Origin of the sequence: Acaryochloris sp. IP29b_bin.137 (genome assembly GCF_028285745.1) — a bacterium.
In the GTDB taxonomy this organism is placed as follows: Bacteria; Cyanobacteriota; Cyanobacteriia; order Thermosynechococcales; family Thermosynechococcaceae; genus Acaryochloris.
Genome location: NZ_JANQOP010000348.1, coordinates 1 through 23,939, shown reverse-complemented (window position 1 = coordinate 23,939; position 23,939 = coordinate 1). Strand labels below are relative to the sequence as shown.

Here is a 23,939-nt window from a genome sequence, read left to right as displayed (position 1 = left end):
TTTATTCATGGAAGCAGTTCTGCTGTTGGCGAAACTACCTGAAGCCTTCTCCGTTTTTAGCCCGATTGTGGATGTTATGCCTGTTATTCCACTTTTCTTTTTAGCGCTTGCTTTCGTTTGGCAAGCAGCGGTTGGTTTTAAGTAAACAACACGCATTTTAATAAGCCGTTTATTGATCAATAAACCGTTAACAGGCCTTCGTTATTACTCAGCCGCAGGAAATATTCCTAACGCTGTAGAGGGGAGTAAGTCATTACTTCCCTTTTTTATTGGCAACGGATAGTTCCGCCGAAGATTATGACCTCGACAGCAAAAAAGAGGTCAGCCAATAGGGACTGCTCGGGTAATGGTTTTGACCCACGATCCACCCTGCACTGAGGGTTCCAATGGACAAAATGACCATCAGTAAGAGGGTGAGTCGGCGACTCAGGCCCGCAGATTGCAACTCCAGACGAGCTAGGGTTTGGGACGCTAACAGAACAACAATCATGCCAAATAGGGTCGAGGCCGCCACCGCCATGGTGATAATCCCACTCAAGATCAGCATGGAAATCACTCCCCTTGGCCCCAAACGAAACATTCGCTTAGTGACTTCTTCCCCCCAAAAAAGCATGATGGTCAGGAAAATAGCCACGAACCAAGACCCCATGGCCCAGCCAATGTGATAGGCCGAAAGGTGCCAACCCAGTAACCCATAGGACACTCCCACACAGAAAAGAGAGATGATGGGAGTGATCATGCTGGCTTTGGTGATGAACTTTGCATCTGATTCATGCCTTCTAGTTTACTGATGAATGGATGGGCGTTACGGTTCGATATGTTGCAATTTCTGAGGAAGCCCTTGGATGGGTACCGCCTCAGCGCCATTCCACGTTACGCTCAACTAAAGTAGAGATATGCCTGCCCCTCTGTAGTCCTGTTGAGTGAATAGCCTTAATGGAGATTCATCCTTTGTCAGCCCAACCCGCTCCGGCTCTGGGGACGACTGACTGCGACCCCCACCACCGAAAAATGATGCAGCGCTGTTTATACCTGGCTCAGCAGGCAGCAGGCTTTACGACTCCTAATCCGCTTGTAGGATGTGTGATTGAGCGGGATGGGGAAATTGTGGGGGAAGGCTATCATCCCAAAGCGGGGGAACCCCATGCAGAAGTATTTGCCCTGAGAGCGGCGGGTGACAAAGCCAAAGGTGCTACTGCATACGTCAGCTTGGAACCCTGCAATCACTTTGGCCGTACCCCGCCCTGTTCTGAAGCGCTGGTAAAAGCGGAGGTGGCAACAGTGGTTGTGGGGATGGTCGATCCTGACCCCCGCGTATCCGGCAAAGGCATTGAGCGATTGCGGGCAGCGGGTATTCAGGTGATTGTGGGGGTGGAAGAGGCAGAATGCCAACGGGTCAATGAAGCGTTTGTCCATCGAGTGCTCTATCAGCGTCCCTTTGGCATCCTTAAATATGCCATGACCTTAGATGGCAAAATTGCGACAACTGCAGGCCATAGCGCTTGGATTACCAAGGAGGTCGCTCGCACCCATGTTCATCAACTGCGGGCAACCTGCGATGCCGTGATCGTGGGGGGCAATACGGTACGCCGCGATAATCCGCATTTGACGACCCATCATCAGGCGGATGCCCATCGTCCTCCCAACAATCCCCTGCGAGTGGTGTTGAGCCGAACCCTTGATTTACCGCAAACGGCCCATCTTTGGGAAACACAAGTGGCCCCTACCATTGTGCTGACTCAAGGTCACTCGAACCCAGGCAGCCAGGCCTATCTGGAACAACAGGGCGTAGAGGTGGTGAATCTAGACGAGTTAACGCCCCAAATGGTGATGGCGTACTTGGGCCAGAAAGAACTGCTATCGGTGTTGTGGGAATGTGGCGGAACCCTCTCTGCCCATGCGATTTCAGATGGCTCTGTCCAAAAAGTCTTGGCGTTTATTGCCCCCAAAATTGTGGGCGGTCAAAATGCTCCTTCCCCTGTGGGAGATTTGGGATTTCATAAAATGACGGAGGCCCTTCAACTGGAGCGAGTGCGTTGGCATATAGTTGGTGAAGATTGTCTAGTGGAAGGATATTTGCCTGGATAGATCTGGCTGATTTACAGTAATTAGCACTCTTTCATCACTCCAGCCTAACGGAACTCTCGCACCAGTTTACGCGCGCGAGGTGCTGTGAGTAACTTCTTGCTATAGATAATGCCAACCATATCAAGGTGGCAATCAGCAATTTGCACAAAGTTACGGACGCCTTCGATAAAGCAGATACCTTAGGCATCACGATAGGCGCGGCCATTTTGTAGTCTCTTGATATGATGGAGCGTCGCTTCAAGGTTAGACGCTGTATGGTCAGCATGTTTCTTACTAACCATCCTCCTTACCCTGCCTAATCAGAGATTGATGATGACCCAACGGAATTTTTATGGATGAGGGCCCAGGCATCGCTTGGGAACTTGAAGATCGCAGGAATGCAAATTGAATTCCTTACCAAAATAATGGCAAATGCAGTATAGGCCTCAAAACAAAGCTGTGTTGGTTTCTTGCACATCTCCCCTTTCGCAATTCCGATCAATTTCAAAGTTAGCTAAATAGGCGTATTCTGGCTTAGATTCTCTCAAATAGTTCGCAGTGACATTCGCCCCTAAAAACACTTTTACGATGTTGCTTAAACCATTGGCTAAATTGAGGAAATCATAAATTGACATATCTTCAGTAATGGGGTGAGAAGGATGCACAATAGTACTATTGAAATAGTGCAGGGTTACAGTTTTTTCAATCATTACTATAGGTTGAGATCAGTTCTAAGGGGCAGATAGTATACGTCTGAGACTTGCATCCTCAACGGGGTGTTCTTTCTCAGTGAGAAAGAACGGACGACTGTCTAACTACTGCCAAAAAAGGTATTTAACTCTGGCGTGATGACAGAAATTCAGTCTTGGAAGAAGGGTTAAGTGGTATATCTAGAGCTTTATTTTGACTGTATTTGATTAAAGTGAAGAAAATAAGTCAAAATTCGGGAAGAAATCGGGAAGTTTTTGGATTAAAGCGATTTAAAAGTTGCTGATTGCAGTCAGGCATGAACCTTGAGAGGAAATGGCGGTATGACTGATGACTGCCGCTAGCTTGGCTTGAGGGGGGCAACCATCCTCAGCTTCCGTTCACTTTGAGAATAAGCTGATCCAATGCGAGCTGCATTTCACTGACGACTATGTCGTAGCAGCTTTGAACATAGTCTTTATCCTTCGCCGCCTGTTTGCCGTAATGCTCGAAGTGGATTGGAGGACAAATTTGTGTGTGAATTTGACTGGGCAACGGGAAATTTGGCAGTGGCCCTAAACTGAGTCCCCAGGGTAGTCCTAGATAAATAGGAAATACGGTCGGGTCAGTATCAAATAACCAAGGCAGCCCGAGCGCGTGGAGCTTGCTAATCAACCCATAGCAGTCGGCTAGTACCAGCAACGTGTCATGGGCGCCCCAGGAGATAAAAGGGATAATGGGAACAACTTCTTGGAGGGCGAGCTTGATAAATCCTTTGCGATCGCAAAAATAAATCCGATCCCTTAGGTGATGGGGCCGAAACACATCCTGAGCCCCCCCTGGGAACACCGCAACGCTGGCGCCACTTTGGAATGCTGCCTTTGCCATTGTGGGATAAGCACGGATAGCCCCACCTAGGGTCGCAAACTCTGCCACACTAGGGCTGACCTGCCACATGCCCTTATGCATCAACCCATAAATGGGACGTTCAGGGCCAAAGTGGCGAAACCAGTCATACATCAACATATGTAAGTCAGGTGCTGCTAGCCCACCATTATGGGAGCCCACAAATAAGGCTTTTTCTACTGGCACATAATGCCAACCACTGGTTTGCACCCGAAAATAACAGTCATAAAACCACTTCCACCGAGGCATTAACGCTGCGATCTCATCTGGATCTCGATCTTTTAAAGACCAACCCTGTCGAGGCTTGGGGGAGGTCGTTGACTTCACCAGAACTTTTTACCTGCTTGCGATGCTGATCACTAATTCTCAGATTATCAAACCATGGTCTGGGGCTTGAACGAAAAGGGGAGCAATCGATCGTTGTCAATATTTAAACAAAAAGATAATTAATAGGGATTTGTATCTTAAGAAACGATGCTAAGGGTCGATATTTGTCAAACTAAACCTATCCATTCAGTGCAAATTAATAATAGTGATCAATACTATTAAATTCGCTTATCACCCTCAGAATTGAACCAGCTGATGGGCATCCTATTGATAGCGTCTTGCTTTAAAAATCCATTCCAATAGCTAACTCGATCTTCCCGTGCCAACTTCCCTCACTCTCCCGCCTACCCGCCCTTTCCAGTCTGAGTATCCTCAAACTGAAACGTATTTCATTACCCTTTGCACCCACGATAGAGAGTGCCTTTTTGGTGAAATTGTGGGAGGGAAAATGTGCCTCAATGATCTTGGACGATTGATCGCAGAGGAATGGCAAAAGTCTTTTGATATATGTTCAGATTTTGACTTGCACCACTGGGTCATCATGCCCAATCATATTCACGGCATCGTAGGTGCAACAGAACATCACGATACATCTACCGTTCAATGTTCAACGCCTAGGGCGTCTACAACGGTGCGATCGCATTCCTTAAGCCAGTGGATTACTCACTTTAAAGAGATAGCAACTCAACGGATCAAGCCTTTAAGAAAGCGTTCCCACCAACCGCTGTGGCAGCAAGAAGTGGATCAACAGATCATTCCCCATCGGTTTGCTTTTCATACCTTTCGTCAGTACATCACCACCAATCCCCATGCCTGGGATTGGGATAAGCTCCACCCAGACAGCCCTGCTTTTTCCTGAGGTTTTTCTCAGTCGGTTTATGACGTCATGCCAAATTAAGCTCAAGAGAAGGCGACATGACTCGACGACTGAGCGTCCGACGGAACTTGGGATCCAAGTATTTTCGTTGAACCGATTGCCACTTCTTCCAGTTCCGGAATCGCTCTTCTTGCAGCAAGCTTGCCAAAGACGGCAATTGTTCAGTCCAGGCAGGTCCAAGTTCTCCAGCGAGGAATTCACTTAAAACCGCCTCATCTTGGAACAATCCCAACAGTTCTTGGAGAGCGCGAAAGCCTTGTGTTTGGGTTTGATAGGGCTTGCCAAAGAAAGGGATAAAGAATTCCGTTTGATACCGCACCCGTTTCATCTGCTTACGCAAATCATGGAGGGCAGGTCCTTCCGTCGCAAAAACAACGTCCAAGGCCTCCATACTAATGCCCATGACCGGATAAAGGCGTCCTTCCAATGTCTCAGTGGCAACCAGCCATCCCGGATGGAGAAAAAGCTGACTCAAAAGGGGCAATAACAAATCTGGCACAGCATCTAACGCTGGCATGGTGGCTACGGCCTGAAATTGGGGTGTTTTCAGCCATTGGTCGTAGGTTGCAACAAATTGGCGATACTCCTTACTTTTGAATAATTTGGGGAGTTGAGCAAATTTTTTCTGTCGGCGCTTAGATAAGCGCGCCAACACCCACTGAATTTGTTTTGACTCAGCTTCGTCGACACTGGTGATGGCCAAAAAGTGTTGGAACCAAAGCTGTAAAACATCTAAATCCCTTACTTGCCCCAGTCGTTTAGCAATTTTTGTGATGCGGGATCGTTGGGCCGCGACCGGCAGATCAATAGCAGGGGCAAATACATCGATTGCCGTTCGGAGACGTCGCATCCCAACCCGCATCTGATGCAAATATTCGGGATCTTGATCGGCAAGCACTCCCTCTTGATATTTCGTTGATTTCTTGAAATGCTTTTGAATGGCCCGATGAGCGACCTGTCCTAGTGAGAAGGTTCCATCAAAGGTTAGTTTCTTCTTTTTCGAAGTCTTGGTTGATGAAGAGGACCGAGTTTTCATGAATCCAACTTTCCTATCCTTCCCAAATCTAGTTGATGAATGTCTTGCACTTCAAGGGCTAGTCTGCGCTATCGCTTGCCACACTAGAGCGTTAGGAGGAATGTGTTTCCCTGAAGGAGCGATACAATCACAATTCCTCTTTCATTCTCAATCACCCAGTATCACTATTGCAGTGGTGCAGCCGTGGTATTCCGTGCAGACAGGATATTGAACAAGAGCATAATCCACTCTATTAACCTTACCTTAAACTTCATTCAACCGAATGCCAGGGACGTCCCAACTGTAATGCAACCTATGCATCGCGTTAAGCGGCTTAAACTACAGCAATGGCCAGCTTATTTAAGCTCTAGGTTTGAGAGTAACCAGAATTCATCAATTCCCTGATGTTTTCCAATATATTTACTCTTGAGAAGAATAATAAGTACTCATCCCTGAAATAAATTAAGTAAGACCATTTTGCTATGGTGAGTGTTTAATTATTTTTTACTAAATTAATCTTTGTTAAAATCCTGAAAAATGAGAAGACTATTCTTCAGATTCCTTCTGACCAATCCTGAGATTCTTCTTGCTTTTTTTAAGCTGTTTCCACAGTCCTTTTATATCGTTATAGGCCTGTAGAGAAGATATTTTTCCCGATGTTTCTAAGGCACAGATGAAATTCACCTGATGGGCAAATTCTTGGAGATTGGCATTAAATGCAAGATTGGCAGGAGTAAAGTCTCCACGATAACGACTGCGGGGGTATAGATAGCGATATCTACTATCTTTCGGCTTTTCTGAGGGATAGGGAGGGTTCACATGCGTTTGGCAACTAGCAATAATATTTAAACCATTCTAACGAGTATTGTTTTTTTAGCAGGTTTACGGAGCATAAAAACTTAAAATTGAACTACATTGTTTGCTAATCATTTACGTTCTCTTATCACAAAGGTAAGGCTTTTCTTATCGTTAGCTTAACCTCTTCTTTACCTTGGTCAGATATTCTCCAACGGAATGTAGAATATCAATACCTATTTTGAGTGTGGTTAGGGAGATTTAACACCCATGTTTTCGAAGCATAAACCCATGAAGTTATTTCGCTATGTTTCCCTAGCTTTTCTAGTTGCTAGCATTTCTGCTTGTGCTGGAAGCGAAACGTCTAGTGATAGTTCCTCAAGCTCCAGCTCAGGAACTGACGCAAATTTATCTGGCAAGATCACCATTGATGGTTCTAGTACGGTTCTTCCCATCGCGGAGGCCATGGCCGAAGAATTCCAGGCGGCTAACAGTGATGTCAAGATTACCGTTGGTAAGTCTGGTACTGGTGGGGGCTTCAAGAAGTTCTGTGCGGGTGAAACCGAGATCTCAAATGCATCCCGCCCCATTAAGCAAAAAGAAATAGATTTGTGTGCGGAAAATAATATCGAGTACATCGAAGTACCCGTTGCCTATGATGCCCTGTCTGTTGTTGTCAATAAGGATAATGATTGGGCACAATGTATGACTATCGATGAGCTAAAGACCGCCTGGGAAAAGGCTGCTCAAGGCAAGATTAGTAAGTGGAATCAGGTCAATTCTGAGTATCCAGATGCCCCTCTAACCCTTTATGGACCTGGTACAGACTCAGGTACCTTTGATTATTTCAATGAAGCAATTACGGGTGAAGAAGGGAGCCGAGGCGACTTTGCCACCAGCGAAGACGACAACACCATTGTCCGTGGTGTTGCAGGCGACAAGAATGCCATGGGCTACTTCGGTTATTCCTACTATGAGGAAAATAAGGATTCTCTCAAAGCAGTTCAAATTGATGGGGGAGATGGTTGTATCACCCCTAGCGATGCAACGGTTTTGGATGGAACCTATTCTCCTCTAGCGCGCCCTCTCTTCATTTATCTTAGCAAGGCGGCCATGGATCGCCCTGAAATGAAGTCTTTCGCTGAGTTTTACTTGGATCCCAAGAACAAGGAACTCGTTGCTGAGGTGGGTTACTTCCCCATGCCAGATGATATCTATGGCAAAGCTTTAGCCCGTGCTCAGGAAGGAAAGACAGGAACCGCCTTTCCTGGAGGTAAGACAGTTGGTGTAAAACTCTCTGACGTTCTCTAAACTCAACAAACCGGAATTCTAGGCATTCTAATGTAGGGGATTCCGGTTTTGATTAATTGATTATGAAACAGAAATTGGATTGATCATGCATTCTGCAACCAACTCACTCCCCCCACCAAATAACTCAGAGTTGTGGAAGCCAAAAAGGGGCATCAGCATTTGGTCTGAAAGACTTGTAAAATACTTGTTTGCGAGTTTCGCCCTAATTTCCATTGCCACTACCATCGGAATTGTGGGCACCTTAATTTTCGAAACCTTCGAATTTTTTGGTGAGGTTTCTATCATTCGGTTTTTAACTGATACTCAGTGGACACCATTGTTTAGCGATCAGTTCGGCATCTTTGTTCTGATTAGTGCGACCTTTATGACTTCTCTGATAGCGCTGTTGGTGGCTTTACCTATTGGACTGTTGGCCGCAATCTGCCTCAGTGAATATGCTTCTCCGAAGGTCCGGCAGTGGTTGAAGCCTGCCCTAGAAGTATTGGCTGGCATCCCCACGGTGGTCTATGGATATTTTGCCTTGTTATTCGTCACTCCATTGCTGCAAGGGATCGTTCCCGGCTTGAAAATTTTCAATTCCCTTAGCGCTGGGATTGTAATGGGATTTGCCATTATGCCTTTGGTCGCTTCTTTGAGTGAAGATGCCATCTATGCAGTGCCTCAAAGCCTTAGACAGGGCTCCTATGCATTAGGGACCACGAAGCGGGAAACTGTGACGGGTGTCGTTTTGCCTGCCGCCTTATCGGGAATCGTGGCGTCCTGTGTGTTGGCCATCTCTCGTGCAGTGGGCGAAACGATGATTGTGACCGTAGCTGCGGGGGCATCACCCGTGTTAACCCTTGATCCTCGGGTTTCGGTTCAGACAATGACCTCCTTTATTGTCCAGGCAACGTTCGGGGATAATCCCGTTGGCACAATTGGCTACAAAACATTGTTTGCAGTGGGAATGACGCTGTTTGTCCTTACCTTTTGCCTGAATATGTTTAGCTTCTGGTTTGTCCGCCGTTTCCAGGAGAAATATGAATGACTTTATCTAATCCCAGAGATTTACCAAACCTCCAAGAAGGCGAAAACCAGGCGTTTAAACCTGCACTGGCATCCCGCTATCGCTGGGATCGTTTCTTTGAAATACTCACTTGGGTTGCCACTATTATTAGTCTAGTGGTATTGGTGACCTTGATATTCGATGTATTGAGCGACGGTGCGAGTAGTTTAGATTGGAATTTTTTAACCAACCCTCCTTCTCGAAGGGCTGAGCGGGCTGGGCTTTGGCCAGCTTTGATGGGGAGTGTTTGGCTCCTCTGTATTACGGCAGCGTTTGCCTTTCCTATTGGCGTGGGATCAGGCATCTTTTTAGAAGAGTTTGCCCCAGATAATTTGTTTACTCGTGTAATCGAAATTAATGTAGGTAATCTGGCAGCGGTCCCATCGATTGTATATGGCCTTTTGGGGCTGACGGTTTTTGTGGATATTATGCGACCCATTACGGGGGGAACCAGTGTACTTGCAGGAGGTTTGACGCTGGCCCTACTGATTTTGCCGATTATTATTGTGAGTACTAGAGAGGCACTGAGGGCTGTCCCCAATAGCTTGCGCCAAGGGGGATTTGCCTTAGGTGCGACCCGTTGGCAAGTGGTTCGTGACTTGGTTTTTCCTCAATCTCTACCAGGCATTTTGACAGGCACCATTTTGGCCTTGTCACGTGCGATTGGCGAGACGGCCCCAATTTTGGTGGTGGGGGCTGCAGGATATATTGCCTTTGCGCCACCTCTATCCTTAGAAGGGTTGCAGTCGGACTTTACGGCTTTGCCGATTCAAATTTATGTTTGGATTGCCCGGGCTCAGAAGGAATTCGAGCCAATTGCTGCAGGAGGCATCATCGTATTGTTAGTAGTGCTGTTATTGATGAATACAACCGCGATTCTGCTTCGCAATAAATTTCAGAATCAGAAGTTGTGATTTTGCCCATTTTCCTACGTTAAAGATCGCCATATGCCTTCATTCCTTAACCTAGAAATAAGCTGTGTTACCTATGGTGAAATAAGAAAAGAGCACGCTCATTGATAAGCTTGTGGATGCGAACCTATGACCAACATTGCCGACTTTCCCATGACCTCTGACTCTAGACCAGATACTGATCAGCCTGCGCTAAAGATGGAAGGAGTGTCCGTCTACTATGGTTCCTCCCCAGCTGTTCGTGAGGTTTTCCTAGATATCCCAGCGAATCAAATTACGGCTTTTATTGGACCTTCTGGTTGTGGCAAAAGCACTGTACTTCGCTGCTTTAACCGCACAAATGATTTAATCCCTAGCGCTAAGGTAAAAGGGAACGTCTTTTTTCGGGGCGTTAACCTCTACAGCAAGAAAGTTGATCCAGTCGAAGTTCGACGTCGGATTGGCATGGTGTTCCAAAAGCCTAATCCTTTTCCCAAGTCCATCTACGAAAATATTGCCTTTGGCGCTCGTATCAATGGTTATCAGGGCAATATGGATGAGCTGGTGGAAAGCTCTCTGCGCAGAGCTGCCATTTGGGATGAGGTCAAGGACAAGCTCAAGGATAGTGGATTATCACTGTCTGGGGGACAGCAGCAGCGATTATGTATTGCCCGTGCGATCGCCATTCAACCCGAAGTCATCCTGATGGACGAACCCTGCTCAGCCCTAGATCCGATTTCAACATTGCGGATCGAAGAGCTTATGCAGGAACTCAAAGAGCAGTACACCATTGTGATCGTGACTCACAATATGCAACAAGCCTCTCGCGTGTCTGACAAAACAGCCTTTTTCAATGCTGAAGCGACGGAGCAAGGGGGCAAGCTCGGGTATTTGGTGGAATATAACGATACCGTCACTATCTTCACGAATCCCAAACAGGACTACACCCGCGATTACGTTTCAGGTCGGTTTGGCTAAGTCTTTAATTTATGCCTCTATAGAAATCCCGAGGAAGTTGGGGGACTCCTTCCTCGGGATTATTGTTTGGCTAATCTAACAACTTATCAATGACGCTTTAGACCAGTGCCGCAAGTTGGGCTTCAGCTGCATTCAGGGCGCTGTTGCTACCGAATACATTGACAGTATCCTCCCCACTGAGATCGATTTGAAGAAACCCGCCTGCAACTCTCGTAAAGGCAACTGACCCTCCAGCCCCCAGATAATCATCGAAATTGAAGGAATCCTGAGATTGGAAACCTTGAATAACATCAATATCGGAGATGCCATCTAAGAGATCACTTTCAAACCTAAAGACGTCAGCGCCTCGATTGCCTCGCATCACATCATTGCCGGTCCCCCCATTCAGGTCATCTGCACCCCGACCACCAAACATGATGTCATTCCCCGCTCCACCAGTCAGCAGGTCTGCCCCTCTACCCCCGCGGAGAATGTCATTACCATTTTCACCCATCAGCGTATCTTTACCAGAGCCACTAGTTAAGGTATCGTTGCCACTGCCGCCTACTGCCAATAGATCAGTGGTTGCGTCTGCACCGTCCAGGAGATCACTGCCATCCCCAGCATTGAAAATCACATTTTTCAGGCCGGTTTTAGAGAGGTCTCCGACAGTGAATTGGTCATCTCCGCCATCACTATTGACTTCGAGGGTCTCAACCGTACTGATATCCAGTTCGAATTGGCCCAGATTGACCCGCTGAAACAAGACATCGCTGGCCCCAGCATCCACCACGAATTCATCTCCCTGATCAGGGCTGCCATTGACTTCAACGGTATCTAGATCTGCACCGCCATCGATGCGATCTGAGCCATCACCGTCATTCCAAATAATGCGATCGTTGCCGTCACCTCCTAGTTTGGTGTCATCCCCCTTGTCACCAATAATGGTGTCATCGCCTGAGCCACCCTCTAGGAAGTCGTTCCCGTCTCCGCCGCTAATGACATCGTTGCCATCGCCACCTTGGGCGATATCGTTACCGCCAAAAGCTAGAATGGCATCATTACCCCCAAAACCTCGGATAAACTCTCCGCCTGGTGTACCTGTGAGGACATTATCATCGTCGTCGCCATCCAGGGTTTCAGCAGCTTGGGGTTCACCGTACAGCAAGTCATCAATCACCACCACATCAACCCCATTGGCCGGATCATCATCCGGACCAATCGGGGTATTGCCACTCGTAATTCTGACTTTATATAAATTGCCCTCCTCAAACGTCGCGCCCAAGAAAGACAACCCTTGAGGATCTGGATCGACAAACTCAGACTCCAGAAGATTGCCATCGATATCAAAATATTCAATCTTGGTACTGTCTGCTAAATCAACATCCGTAAAGACTGCCCCAAACCCGCTGGCAGTCGCCCGAACATCAGAGCCCGGCACAAAAAATTCCACCTCAGTAACGTTGGAGCCAACGGGGGTGAACAGTCGAGGTTCGCTAAAGGTATCAAACTGATCGGGGTAGGTCGGGTTGAGACTATCGAACTCATTGTCGGGGGCACCTGGATCGGTGGGGTCTGGATTACTGACGCGGAACTCAGAGCCGGCATTAGTGACAAATTCTGCCCCCCGGGTCACGGTTTTGTTGAAAAAATCAGCAGGCATGTCAAAAGGGACAATGCCTGCATCCCAGTTAATTTCACGCCTTCCATCGGCAACAGGACCAAAGGTATTGCCATTATTGGGGTCTCCTAACGCGGCCTGAAAATCAGCCACAACAGCTGAAATGTCGCCTGTTCCTTCAAATAAAGCCATCGATTTATCTCCCTGTAACAATTAGAAATTGAGTTTTGAAAAAAAATGCGCACATTGAGTTCCAGCCCAAGCTTGAGGTACTTATTGCCAGTACCTCCAAACTTGAACCAGTAGCAAATCTCAAATATTTGCGCTAATAAAGATTAGGGAACACCGAATAAATAGTGGACGAAATGTGAATGGTTGCCCGTGCAAGCCGTTTACTTCCCATGACTAAGCAACAGCTAGGTCGTCAAGAGAGAAGAAGTAAGGTTCATCCTTCCCTTCTCTTGCGTACTGTTGGAGTCGAACCGCACTATCCATTCATAGTTAGGGTAGAAATATCTCCCCGTTGGACTAAGCCCCATGCAGATAAAAACAAGCTTGAATTTCACGACTTGATGATGCCATCAACACCATAATGGGTTGATGTTTTAGGCTAATCAAGAGCTAACTGATTATCATCAAACGGCATAGCTGGACGACTTCAGAAGTGAGAATATTTTGCTTTTGACTGACTTATAACTGAGTTATTATTTTGCTTCTATTACAGAAAAAACCTAAGCGATGCCAGTGAATAAACTCAATGGCTAAAACAAGTGCTGACAAACGATTTTATATGCAATATCAAGAAATTTAATGGTGCAAGACTTATAATTCTCTAATAGGAAAAACCAATATTTTGTGGAGATATAAATAGCTCAAGAAAAGGGTTTAAAAGGGTGGCTTCACAACACAATAGAGGCTCTAAATTTATGGCCGTCAAGATTTCATGGTTAAAGAACGCTAGAACCCACTATTTGTGAGCCTCGATCAGCCAGATTCATCAGGATAAAATGTCAAGATCTCTCTGTCTTCGTCATGATTGTATCGAGCGCACTAAATTAGTGCTGAAACGAAGTGGTTTCCACAGTCAGCGCGCCCTGGCTGAGTATGCCGGATTTAGCCTATCCACAGTGGGAAACTTTTTAAGGGGCAAACCCGTAGATTTTGCCACTTTTGTGGAACTCTGTGAGCAGCTCGACTTAGATTGGCAATCGGTAGCGGATCTGGGTCAAGCCCAGAAACCCAGTTCCCAGAGCCCGCTGCCCTCGTCTAAGTATCCGACTGCTCGAACACGATACCAAGATTGGGGGGAAGCAATAGACGTTTCCAGATTTTATGGTCGATCTGCTGATCTGGATACCTTGCAAGCCTGGATTCAGAATGATCATTGCCGCCTGATCACTGTTCTAGGGATGGGAGGGGTGGGCAAAACGGCCCTTGCTGTTAAGTTAGGCCAGGAATTACAGGATCAGTATGATACGGTCGTTTTTCGGAGTTTACGTAATGCGCCTACTGTAGAGTGTTTGTTGGCTCAATTGATTCAAGTCCTCTCCCATCACCAAGAAACGAGAGTTTTTGAGTCTTTGTCAGATTTGCTATCGCAATTGGTACAGCATTTGCAAGATAGTCACTGTCTGCTGATTTTAGACAATGCAGAGTCAATTTTAGAAGGCGGTAATCGAGCTGGTGTTTATCGAGCCGGTTATGAAGGATATGGCCAGTTGCTCCAGATGGTAGGTGAAACGTTCCACAAGAGCTGTTTCCTCCTGACGTCTAGGGAGAAACCCCAGGGCTTGAATAGCTTAGAAGGGAACAAATTACCGGTTCGCTGCCACCACATTCAAGGTTTGTCCACTCCAGCAGGGCGTAAAATCTTTAGTTCTATCGGTACTTATACCGGAACCGATCAAGACTGGTCAAATTTGATTAAGCGCTATATCGGTAACCCCCTCGCTCTCAAAATAGTGGCCACCTTTGTTCGCGATGTTTTTGACGCTAACCTAAGTCGTTTCCTCGCGTTTCTCAATCAAGAACCCTTTATTTTTGATGACATTGAGGATTTGCTGGGTCAGCAATTTCAACGACTCAGTGCCCATGAAGCAGAGGTATTGTATTGGTTAGCCATCAATCGAGAACCCACCTCCTATCAGGATATGCAGGCCGATATCCTTACGCCTACTGCTATGGGCGACCTTTTACAAACGATCGCAGCGCTACAAAATCGATCCCTAATCGAGAGATCTGCCCATTATTTCACGTTGCAACCCGTGGTGATGGAGTACGTGACCGCCCAGTTGATTCAGGAGGTTTCTTCATCTATTCTCCAGAACCAGGTCAACTGGTTAGCTCAATACCCATTGGTCAAGGCTCAGGCATCCGTTTCTGTGGGTGAAGCCCAACGATGCTTAATTGTGCAACCTATCGTTGATCAATTACGGGCGGCGTTAGGACCATCCGAAACCATTATTGATCGCTTATTTTCTCTCATCCCCAAACTGCGTGACCATGCTCCCTTAGAAAGTGGATATTACGGTAGCAACCTACTTCACCTCGCGAAACAGATGAAGGTTGATATTCGGGGTCGGGACTTCTCAGGAATGACCATCCGGCAGGCAAACCTGCAGGGGATGGTACTGCACCAGACTGACTTTACCAATGCCAATTTTTGCAATTCTATTTTTTCTGAAATTCTCGATGAAGTGAGAGCCGTTGCCTTTAGTCCAGATGGTCGGTATCTTGCGATCGCAGATCAAGATTGCAAAGTCAGAGTCTGGTGCGCCCAAACCTACCAACAACTCTGGGTCGGCCATGACCATCAAAATGCGGTTCTTTCTATAGCCCTTAGTCCCGACAGCCAATCCCTAGCCAGCGCCAGTGCAGACCATACGATCAAGCTTTGGGATGCAGAAACTGGTGTTTGTCGTCATACTTTCCATGACCATCAATCAGAAGTGTGTGCGGTTGCATTCAGCCCCAATGGGCAACATTTAGCCTCTGGCAGCAAGGACAAGACCCTCAAACTTTGGGCCGTCGATAGTTATGCTTGCCAACAGACCTTAACAGGACATCAGCAAGCTATCTTCACTGTGGCTTTTAGTGCCGACAGTTCAATGGTTGCCAGTGGGAGTTCAGATAAAACGATCAAACTTTGGGCGGTTGAGGGAGGGACCTGTAAGCACACCCTGCTCGGCCATGAAAATTGGGTTATGGCCGTTGCGTTTAGTCCCCGAACCCATCACTTGGCCAGTTGCAGCACGGATCGCACGATTAAGCTCTGGGATTATCCTAGTGGAGAACTCCTACAAACTCTCCACGGCCATCGAAACTGGGTAAACGCTCTTGCATTCAGCCCAGATGGCAACCAACTTGTTAGTGGGAGTGGCGACCAAACCATCAAGCTATGGAATCTCAGCAATGGAGACTGCCTTCATACCCTGTCTGGTCACCATCACAGCATTTTTGCTATTGCGTTTCATCCTCAGGACCACTTAGTCGCCAGCGGTAGTCATGATCAAACGGTGCGGCTATGGGATATAAGCACGGGAAATTGCCTAAAAGTGTTAACGGGATACACTAACCGTATTTTTGCCGTTGCCTGTAGTCCTGACGGCCTAACCATCGCTAGCGGTAGCTTTGATCAAAGCATTCGCCTATGGAATCGGCAGCAAGGACAACTTTTGCGATCACTCAAAGGGCATCATCAACCGGTTTACTCCCTAGCCTTTAGTCCCAGGGACCCGATCCTCGCCAGCGGTGGCGGAGATTACACGGTTAAGCTTTGGCATTATCCAACGGGCCAATGTACAGGCACCCTATCTGGGCATCGGGGATGGGTCTATGGCTTAGCCTATAGCCCTGATGGAACCTGGCTGGCCTCTTGCGCTAGCGATCACGTTATCAAAATATGGCGTATCGATACTGAAACCTGTCTAATGACCTTAACAGGCCATCAGACCTGGGTTTGGTCCGTTGCTGTCAGTCCCAATAGCCTGTACATCGCCAGTGGAAGTGGAGACCGAACTCTTAAGTTATGGGATACCCAGACTGGAGACTGCCTTCGTACTTTAACGGGGCATAAAGATCGGGTGTACTCAGTCGCCTTTAGTCCAGATGGGAACTTATTGGTCAGTGGCAGTTTTGACCACACCATCAAAATCTGGGATGTACCAACCGGACAATGTCTGCGAACCTTAACCGGACATACCAATGGGGTTTATACCGTTGCCTTTAGTCCTGAAGGAACGACTCTAGCCAGTGGGAGCCTAGACCACACTATCAAGCTTTGGCATCTCACAACGGGGGATTGCCTGGGAACCTTTGAGGGGCATGAGAATGAGGTAAGGTCACTGGCCTTTTTGCCCCCTTTCGCCAAGGCGGGACATCACCCCCATCAACTCGCCAGTGGCTCCCAGGACCAAACCCTGAGAATCTGGCAAGTAGAGACCCGAGAATGCCAAAACGTTCTGAAGGTAAACCCCCTTTATGACGGAATGAATATTGCTGGAACGACCGGATTAACGAAAGCGCAGAAAGCCTCATTAAAGGCCCTTGGGGCCTGCGAGCATTTTACAGTGCCTGCTTCGAAGTAAATCATGCCTTTTCATACGAAGGTGGCAAACGCCATTATTTGAATTTGAAATCGCCAACCTTCTTGGGGGTAATCCATTCCCTCGGTCTCACGATTTGCCATGAATTAAGCGTTATTGGGACTAAACTCTTTAACACATGTTTAACCTGATCTTGCAGCTCTCTTAACCCTCTGCTCAAAAGGTTTCAGCTATCCTAAACGACGTGAGTCCCGTCTTCAGTAGGCTTACGGTTTTTGGCTTTTTGGGGAGACACCGTGTCCACCATCTATACTTTTCTAACCAAGGGTGGCCCCGTCATGATCCCCATTGTGGGGCTATCGGCACTGACGTTGGCTTGTGCCTTTGAGCGAACCATTTTTTGGATACGGCTGATCAGCCAAGAACATCGCATTGTTCATGATGTGTTAGATGCTGCCCGCTGCAGCTTAGAAGAAGCAGAATCTATCGCTCAGCATGCCCGATTTTTGCCCATTGGCCGCTTTCTATTAGCTCCCTTGCGTTTGCATCAGCCCTCACCCGAGACTTTTCGCTTGGCCTTAGAAGCTGCTGCGGATAAAGAGTTTGTCAGAATGCGGAAAGGGGATAAGCTGCTGGAGACGATTGTGGCCGTTGCTCCCCTGATGGGACTTTTAGGAACCGTAACAGGCTTAATTAACACCTTTAACAACCTCAATATTGGCAGTGGTGGTACCTCAGAGCAGGCGACTAAAGCTGCAGCCGGGATTGGTGAAGCCCTTTTAACCACAGCAGCGGGAATGGTGGTTGCCATTCTGGCCTTGATTGTCCTACGTATTTTTGTGATTCTGCAGGCCCGTCAAATTGATACCTTTGCAGAAGTGGGCAGTGAAATGGAACTGATTTATCGACAGGTTTGGTACGAACCTACTCAACTTAACCGCCCAGCTTATTTACCTAAGGGGAGTGCTGCTCAGCCAACCCAGGTCACTGTGGAAACCCTCTAATTGGACTCTGCCTGCAACAGGCTATTTTTGGTTATTCCCTATGCGATTTGCCCACCCAGCATCAACCATTCCTGAAATCAACCTGATCCCCATGCTCAACGTGATGATGGGAATTCTGGCTTTTTTTGTGATGATTACCATGACCCTCAGCAAGCAAAAGAGCTTAGAGGTCCAACTCCCTCAAGAGGCGGGTGGACAATCCGAGATCAAACTCTCGGATCTTAAAAATCAATTTGTTGTGGATTTAGATGGCAAAGGACAAGCCTCTCGGGATAAGCAGCCCATAGCAACTCAAGCGCTTCAGGCTAAGATTCGCCAGTATTTACAAGCCAATCCCAAGGGAAACGTTTTTTTGAAGCCCGACCCCAAATTGTCCTATGAAAAGATGATGCACAAGCTGGATCTAATGCGAGCCGCTGGGGGGGACCGGGTGTCTCTCATCATTGAATAAACCGATGCGTTTTCGCCATCGTCAAAGCAGTTCTCGAATCCCCGAAGTGAACTTGGTTCCTTTGATGGACGTGCTGATGTCAGTGCTTACGTTTTTCATTATTATTTCCATGACCTTGACGGGGCAACAGGTTTTGAAGGTTAATCTGCCGACTTCTAGTACGTCTACACCGAGTAACAGTCAGCTCCCTCAACAGTCGAATCCATTGGTGGTGGGATTGACAGAGCAGGGAGACATTATTCTAGACAATCAACCGGTTAACTCTGGCAAATTGGCCGACCGTATCGCCTCCTATCTAGATAAAAACCCCCAAGGCAAAATCATTCTTAGTGCTGACCGCAAATTACCCTATGCCAAGGTTTCTGCCTTACTCAAAAAGATGGGAAAAATGGGGGGCGATCGCGTATCGCTCTTACTCCAAGACCAGTAACAACCCAACCCAACAGATTATTTTTCTCTCATCACCAAACTTAACCGTCTAATAACGTTTCCATAAACCGGAAGGGGTTGTTCCATTAACTACGCTTAATCTTGCTTCGGTATTCTGCCTGTGGCTAAACGCATTACATATATCGATCTTTAATTATGGAGCAAGGTATGCAGCTGAATCGTTCGACCCTGACAGGTGCGGTTGTTTCGCTAGCGGTCGCCGTCAGCACAACTGCTTTCTCGGCCACGTCCGCCGTTGCCGAAACGAAAAAGATTAAAATTGATGGTTCCAGTACGGTGTTTCCAATCAGCGAAGCCGTTGCAGAAGATTTCCAGAAGCAAACCAGTGGAAAGGTCAACATCACGGTTGGTATTTCTGGGACCGGGGGAGGCTTCAAGAAGTTTTGTGCCGGTGAAACCGATATTTCTGACGCGTCTCGCCCCATCAAAGAAAAAGAGCAAAAGCTCTGTGAAGGGGTTGAGTACATTGAGATTCCCGTGGCCTTTGATGCTTTGACGGTGGTTGTTAATCCCAAAAACCCAGTCCAAAGCATGACGGTTGGCGAATTAAAGAAAATGTGGTCAGAAAACCCAGAGGGTTCGGTGAGCACTTGGAAAGACGTTAATTCGAGCTGGCCCAGCGAAAAAATCAGCTTTTATGCTCCCGGCTCTGATTCTGGGACCTTTGACTACTTCAATGGCACCATTGCCAAAAAGAATCACCGCAAAGACATCACTGCCAGTGAAGATGACAATATCTTAGTGCAAGGGGTTTCTCGGGACCCGAATGCGATCGCATATTTTGGTTATGCCTATTATGAGGCCAACAAGGAGCGCCTCAAAGCGGTTGCGATTGACAATGGAAGCGGTCCCGTTCTCCCTTCTCGCGATGCCGTAGAGAGCGGGACTTATACTCCCCTATCTCGCCCCATCTTCATTTACGTCAACAAGAATGCGGCCAAGCGTCCTGAAGTTCGCCAATTTGTGAACTTCTATTTGAGAAAGGCGGCTGAATATTCTGCTGAAGTCGGTTATATTCCTCTACCTCCAGCAGCCTATCAGCAAGCTGCTCAAAATTTCCGTGAAGGGAAAACAGGGAGTTTCTTCGCGGGTCGGAAGACGGATGGATTGAAGGTTTCCGAAATCCTCAAATCCAAATAGCATTAGCTGCGAGCTAACTTTGGTTTTCTCACACTCTGCTGATAATTCCTGAAGGGGGCCTGAGTTCTCCTTCAGGAATTTCCTATTTGACCCCTTACCTATCCCTATCCATGAAACGGCTTTACCTAGAAAAACAGAATTTCGACTATCCCATCTGAATTGCCATTCATGACCCCACAGATTAAACCCCCTCCTAAGCCCCCTAAAACCTTTATTCCAGAGGCACCAACTCCCCCAAAAAGGTTCTTCCTCTGGTGGTTATTCAAGTATCCATTGTTGGTGATTTCTGTGGTGCTGCATGGAGTATTATTGGCTACGCCTATCCCACTGACAAAAAAGGTGGAACAGCCCAAGATCGAGAATATTCCCGTCACTAAGACAGTCTCGCTTAAGCGCACCAAGGTCAAACCGAAGCCAAAACTGAAGCCTAAGCCAAAACCGAAACTGAAACCACGACTACAGCAAGCACTGACTAAACCTCGTCCTCAGCCAATCCTTCAGCCCCCTCCCAAACCGCCTGAAGCCGCTAAGCCTAAACCTGAACCCAAAGGAGAACCAGACCCTAAGGATAAAGAGCCAGGTTCTAATGCTTCTAATTCTGATACTCAGAAAGATTCAGACAACCATTCTGACAAGACAGATCCGAATATGCCACCTCCCCCACCGATAGAAAATGAAGAGGTGGAAACTATTTTTGATCAGTTAGACCAAGCATTAATTAATGCTGAAGTCGAATCTAATTTCGAGTATATTCCTACTCCTGGAGATTTTCCTGAGCCTGAAAAGTTCTTTGCGGCAAAAAGTATTCAAGACTTTGATATTTCTAAGAATTCCAACCTGGAGGCTAATGGAGGCATCATCAACAACCCTCGATACTACCGGCTTAAGGATCCTGAAGGGGTTCTAGAGATTTTACCAACCATTCCCTCATTTCAATCTGCTTCGGCCCCCAAACCCATTGGAGAGTATGGTGGTGGTCCAGTATATGAAATCAAAATTGAGGATAAAACGTATTTCATTAACTTAGTGAAAGCCAAAGTGATTGGTAAAGCGACATTCGTTATTTTCTGGCGTTGGGACCCAAATAACCCACCTAAGCCGGATCCGGCAACGTCATAAAATTTGAAATTAGCTAGGTACAAAGAGCTTTAATCGGACCAATGCACCTATGGGAGAGAGACACAATCATAGGTGAGAGCAGTGGCAGGAGGTTACCATACTGCGATCTCCAGTCCCCCCCAGTTCAGTAGGCGACAAGGCAATAGTTCAAAGTCAGCCTACCTCTGCCTTTGCCAGTCGCAATAGATAACTCCATTTTCTACTCTCGAAGTATGGTTAAAGCATAGAGTAATGAAGAGATGGTGGATCTGGGTTCTATTCTTTTTTCTGTGGGAAAAAGGGCTGAATGGCCTCAATATCTACAAAGTAGGCATCATCACCATCTCGAATAATCCGTTTGCCCAAACGAGGAAATTCACCAATTTCAGCATGCCTGTGTTCGCCTCCCATCAGATAAACCAGATCTTCCTCAAACGGATTGCGGAGATGATGAGCCACGGAAGGGGTTGGAAAGCCCATAAAATCTCCAGGACCCACTTCATATTCTTGATCCTCAATTTCGGCAATCCCCCGACCGGACAATATATAAATAAACTCCTCCTCATGGTGGTGGGCATGATAAATAAAAGATTCTTTGCCCGGTGGCACTCGACTCAGACGCAGGACCGCTCGTTCCAAGCCGACCTTTGCTCCTAAATCTCGCAGATAAATTTCAGAATTAGGGTTCAGGGGGTGCTGAAAAGCAAACTCCGGGGTTTGTTCAATCGCATCCGCGCGCAGAAGATAAGGGTTGGTTTCAGTCATTTCAGTTTTCCTTTGAAAATTGAGCGTTACACCATAAATTTAGTGCTGAACCAGCTATCCAGAGACAGGTTGGCCGCGCTCCGAGGCTTGAATAATTTCAGATTCGGTCTCTCCCGCCTGCAGCCAGTCCTGCATATGCAGATTCTCGAAGATCGTGTGGATATAGTCCTGGGCGATCTGGGGTAGAGACACCCCATAGGTCACAAATCGCGACGCAACAGGGGCATACATGGCATCGGCAATCGAAAAATTCCCAAATAGCCAAGGTCCCCCTTCTCCATAGGCTTGACGGCAGGATTGCCAGACCGAGAGAATCCGTTCAATATTGGCTTTGCAGGCCGCAGAAGGCTCCACCCCTGTGCGTCGTGCCCGGCAATTCATCGGCATTTCAGACCGCAAAGCCATAAAACCGGAATGCATTTCTGCCGCAATAGCCCGAGCTTGAGCCCTTACTGGTGAGGGTTGAGGCCAACCCTGTTGATGGGTCTCTGCCACATATTCACAGATTGCCAGGGAATCCCAAATCGTTCCCTCATCTGTGATAAGGACGGGAACCAGTCCTGAAGGAGAATAGTTTGCCAGTTGTGATCGCATTTTATCCGTACATAATGGAACTCGCACTTCCTGAAAAGGAACGCCCACCTGCTTCAGGAAAAGCCAAGCCCGTAATGACCATGAGGAATAATTTTTATTGCCAATCACTAATGTTAGATCTGCCATGGTGACCTCCAAAATGGTGAGGATTTTGCCTGGGTCTAAAGGATTCAGCGGTTCTGCAATGATGCTTCGTTATATTGAAAGGATTATCGGGTCTCCCTAAGACAGCAATCGCATTTGTTCATCAGGGGGCTGATACCCTAAGTGAGTCCAGGCCGCAGGGGTAGCCACACGCCCTCTAGGCGTGCGGTTCAGATAGCCAATCTGCATCAGATAGGGTTCATAGACCTCTTCAATCGTCTGAGAATCTTCCCCGGTCGCCGCTGCTAACGTATCCACACCCACCGGGCCGCCGTTATATTGCTCGATCATTACCGTCAGTAATCGCCGATCCGTCCAGTCCAAGCCACAAGGATCGACATTAAATAGCTCTAGGGCTTCTTGGGCAATGGTTTGGGTGATCTCCCCTGAATGCTTGACCTCCGCATAATCCCGCACCCGTTTCAGCAAGCGGTTGGCAATCCGAGGGGTGCCCCTGGACCGTCGGGCCACTTCTTCTGCCGCATCTGAAGTGATTTTGGCCTTGAGGATATCTGCGGTTCGCAACACAATTTGCCCCAGCTCATCAGCTTCGTAAAAACGCAACCGTTGCACAAAGCCAAATCGGTCTCTCAGGGGTGAGGTCAAAGCTCCGACCCGAGTAGTTGCACCGACTAGGGTAAAAGGCTTTAAAGGCAAACTACGAATTCGTGCAGACTGCCCCTTCCCAATCGTGATATCAAGCCGAAAATCTTCCATCGCCGGATACAGAAGCTCTTCCGTCATCCTCGACAGCCGATGAATTTCATCGATAAACAAGATATCTCGGGGCTGCAAGTTAACCAGCAAACCGACAATATCCCGGGGACGTTCTAGGGCGGGCGCACTGGTGACTTTACAGTTCACCCCTAATTCAGCCGCCAAAATCAAAGAAATCGTTGTTTTTCCCAGCCCTGGGGGGCCATACAGCAGGAGATGGTCCAGAGCCTCTTGTCGGGACTTCGTGGCCTGGATGGCAATATCCAAAACCTCTTTCAGTTCCCGTTGGCCAATGTATTCGTCAAACCGCTGGGGCCTAAGCTTATCATCCTGCTTGCCGACGAACTCTTCTTGCACTGCTTCCGGTTGCAATAATGCATCCGTCTGCTGAGGCTTAGATTGCTCGACAGACTTCTTGACGGATTTTGCCTGAGCGGGCTTTTTCGACCCATCCGGTTGAGGAGATTGCTTAGAGGAGACAATGGCCATAATAGCCTCCATCATAGCGGCCAAAGGCAGTGGGTGGGAGATCCC

General features: G+C 47.5%; 22 protein-coding genes. 13 read left to right on the top strand and 9 right to left on the bottom strand.

Translation table 11 applies throughout. The annotated features are described in order from the left end of the window. Positions 1–7 precede the first annotated feature (7 nt). Positions 8–145: a photosystem II reaction center protein K gene (locus tag Q0991_RS23535; protein ID WP_010473496.1), complete on the top strand. Its 138-nt coding sequence runs from the start codon at positions 8–10 to the stop codon at positions 143–145. Between the two features lie 150 nt (positions 146–295). On the opposite strand, the gene Q0991_RS23530 is transcribed toward Q0991_RS23535, so the two are convergent. Beyond that, entirely contained in the window at positions 296–739 is a 444-nt protein-coding gene (locus Q0991_RS23530) for a hypothetical protein (RefSeq protein WP_299493212.1), read from the bottom strand. 197 nt (positions 740–936) lie between these two features. Here Q0991_RS23530 and ribD point away from each other — a divergent pair, with 197 nt between their 5' ends. Continuing rightward, positions 937–2,088: a bifunctional diaminohydroxyphosphoribosylaminopyrimidine deaminase/5-amino-6-(5-phosphoribosylamino)uracil reductase RibD gene (ribD, locus tag Q0991_RS23525; protein WP_366525053.1), complete on the top strand. Its 1,152-nt coding sequence runs from the start codon at positions 937–939 to the stop codon at positions 2,086–2,088. 425 nt (positions 2,089–2,513) lie between these two features. Here ribD and Q0991_RS23520 read toward each other — a convergent pair whose 3' ends face one another. Next, positions 2,514–2,777 carry a hypothetical protein gene (locus tag Q0991_RS23520; protein ID WP_299493210.1) on the bottom strand — a complete coding sequence of 88 codons (264 nt, stop codon included), beginning with the start codon at positions 2,775–2,777 and terminating at the stop codon, positions 2,514–2,516. Positions 2,778–3,144: 367 nt separating this feature from the next. Beyond that, the gene (locus tag Q0991_RS23515) at positions 3,145–3,990 is read right to left on the bottom strand and encodes a lysophospholipid acyltransferase family protein (protein ID WP_299493250.1); all 846 of its coding nucleotides are present in this window, start codon (positions 3,988–3,990) and stop codon (positions 3,145–3,147) included. A gap of 316 nt (positions 3,991–4,306) precedes the next feature. Between Q0991_RS23515 and Q0991_RS23510 the strand changes: the two genes are divergently transcribed. Next, a complete protein-coding gene (locus Q0991_RS23510) occupies positions 4,307–4,846 on the top strand; it encodes a transposase (protein ID WP_299493208.1) in 540 nt (179 codons plus the stop codon). A 25-nt stretch (positions 4,847–4,871) separates the two neighbouring features. Here the strand turns inward: Q0991_RS23510 and Q0991_RS23505 are convergent, their stop codons facing one another. Both Q0991_RS23505 and Q0991_RS23500 read right to left on the bottom strand, forming a co-directional pair. Then, positions 4,872–5,900, bottom strand: a complete 1,029-nt coding sequence (locus tag Q0991_RS23505; RefSeq protein ID WP_299493206.1) for a CHAD domain-containing protein — start codon at positions 5,898–5,900, stop codon at positions 4,872–4,874. Positions 5,901–6,425: 525 nt separating this feature from the next. Further along, positions 6,426–6,698 carry a hypothetical protein gene (locus tag Q0991_RS23500; RefSeq protein WP_299493204.1) on the bottom strand — a complete coding sequence of 91 codons (273 nt, stop codon included), beginning with the start codon at positions 6,696–6,698 and terminating at the stop codon, positions 6,426–6,428. 267 nt (positions 6,699–6,965) lie between these two features. On the opposite strand from Q0991_RS23500, the gene Q0991_RS23495 reads away from it, so the two are divergent. The 4 genes from Q0991_RS23495 (at position 6,966) to pstB (ending at position 10,898) form a co-directional block, all read left to right on the top strand. After that, positions 6,966–7,985, top strand: a complete 1,020-nt coding sequence (locus Q0991_RS23495) for a PstS family phosphate ABC transporter substrate-binding protein (protein WP_299493202.1) — start codon at positions 6,966–6,968, stop codon at positions 7,983–7,985. Positions 7,986–8,136: 151 nt separating this feature from the next. Beyond that, positions 8,137–9,012 carry a phosphate ABC transporter permease subunit PstC gene (pstC, locus tag Q0991_RS23490; RefSeq protein WP_366525054.1) on the top strand — a complete coding sequence of 292 codons (876 nt, stop codon included), beginning with the start codon at positions 8,137–8,139 and terminating at the stop codon, positions 9,010–9,012. Further along, entirely contained in the window at positions 9,009–9,944 is a 936-nt protein-coding gene (gene pstA, locus Q0991_RS23485; RefSeq protein ID WP_299493198.1) for a phosphate ABC transporter permease PstA, read from the top strand. Before pstC ends, pstA begins: the two co-directional genes overlap by 4 nt. 150 nt (positions 9,945–10,094) lie before the next feature. After that, positions 10,095–10,898: a phosphate ABC transporter ATP-binding protein PstB gene (gene pstB, locus Q0991_RS23480; protein ID WP_299493248.1), complete on the top strand. Its 804-nt coding sequence runs from the start codon at positions 10,095–10,097 to the stop codon at positions 10,896–10,898. A 97-nt stretch (positions 10,899–10,995) separates the two neighbouring features. On the opposite strand, the gene Q0991_RS23475 is transcribed toward pstB, so the two are convergent. Further along, positions 10,996–12,690 (bottom strand): calcium-binding protein, encoded by a 1,695-nt coding sequence (locus tag Q0991_RS23475; protein WP_299493196.1) that lies wholly within the window; start codon positions 12,688–12,690, stop codon positions 10,996–10,998. 866 nt (positions 12,691–13,556) lie between these two features. Between Q0991_RS23475 and Q0991_RS23470 the strand changes: the two genes are divergently transcribed. The 6 genes from Q0991_RS23470 (at position 13,557) to Q0991_RS23445 (ending at position 21,206) form a co-directional block, all read left to right on the top strand. Then, positions 13,557–17,084, top strand: coding sequence for an NB-ARC domain-containing protein (locus Q0991_RS23470; RefSeq protein WP_299493194.1), 3,528 nt, complete (start codon positions 13,557–13,559; stop codon positions 17,082–17,084). Between the two features lie 254 nt (positions 17,085–17,338). Next, a complete protein-coding gene (locus Q0991_RS23465) occupies positions 17,339–18,046 on the top strand; it encodes a MotA/TolQ/ExbB proton channel family protein (RefSeq protein ID WP_366525052.1) in 708 nt (235 codons plus the stop codon). Between the two features lie 40 nt (positions 18,047–18,086). Beyond that, entirely contained in the window at positions 18,087–18,497 is a 411-nt protein-coding gene (locus Q0991_RS23460) for a biopolymer transporter ExbD (RefSeq protein WP_299493192.1), read from the top strand. Between the two features lie 4 nt (positions 18,498–18,501). Continuing rightward, positions 18,502–18,927 carry a biopolymer transporter ExbD gene (locus Q0991_RS23455; RefSeq protein WP_299493190.1) on the top strand — a complete coding sequence of 142 codons (426 nt, stop codon included), beginning with the start codon at positions 18,502–18,504 and terminating at the stop codon, positions 18,925–18,927. Positions 18,928–19,094: 167 nt separating this feature from the next. Beyond that, positions 19,095–20,087 carry a PstS family phosphate ABC transporter substrate-binding protein gene (locus tag Q0991_RS23450; RefSeq protein ID WP_299493188.1) on the top strand — a complete coding sequence of 331 codons (993 nt, stop codon included), beginning with the start codon at positions 19,095–19,097 and terminating at the stop codon, positions 20,085–20,087. 168 nt (positions 20,088–20,255) lie between these two features. Continuing rightward, positions 20,256–21,206: a hypothetical protein gene (locus Q0991_RS23445; protein ID WP_299493186.1), complete on the top strand. Its 951-nt coding sequence runs from the start codon at positions 20,256–20,258 to the stop codon at positions 21,204–21,206. Positions 21,207–21,461: 255 nt separating this feature from the next. On the opposite strand, the gene Q0991_RS23440 is transcribed toward Q0991_RS23445, so the two are convergent. The 3 genes from Q0991_RS23440 to ruvB all read right to left on the bottom strand — a co-directional run bounded on the left by Q0991_RS23440 (position 21,462) and on the right by ruvB (position 23,894). Continuing rightward, complete coding sequence (locus Q0991_RS23440) at positions 21,462–21,950, bottom strand: cupin domain-containing protein (protein WP_299493184.1); 489 nt, start codon at positions 21,948–21,950, stop codon at positions 21,462–21,464. A gap of 54 nt (positions 21,951–22,004) precedes the next feature. Next, positions 22,005–22,670 carry a glutathione S-transferase family protein gene (locus tag Q0991_RS23435; protein ID WP_299493182.1) on the bottom strand — a complete coding sequence of 222 codons (666 nt, stop codon included), beginning with the start codon at positions 22,668–22,670 and terminating at the stop codon, positions 22,005–22,007. A gap of 96 nt (positions 22,671–22,766) precedes the next feature. Then, positions 22,767–23,894, bottom strand: a complete 1,128-nt coding sequence (gene ruvB, locus Q0991_RS23430) for a Holliday junction branch migration DNA helicase RuvB (RefSeq protein ID WP_299493214.1) — start codon at positions 23,892–23,894, stop codon at positions 22,767–22,769. Positions 23,895–23,939: the final 45 nt, after the last annotated feature.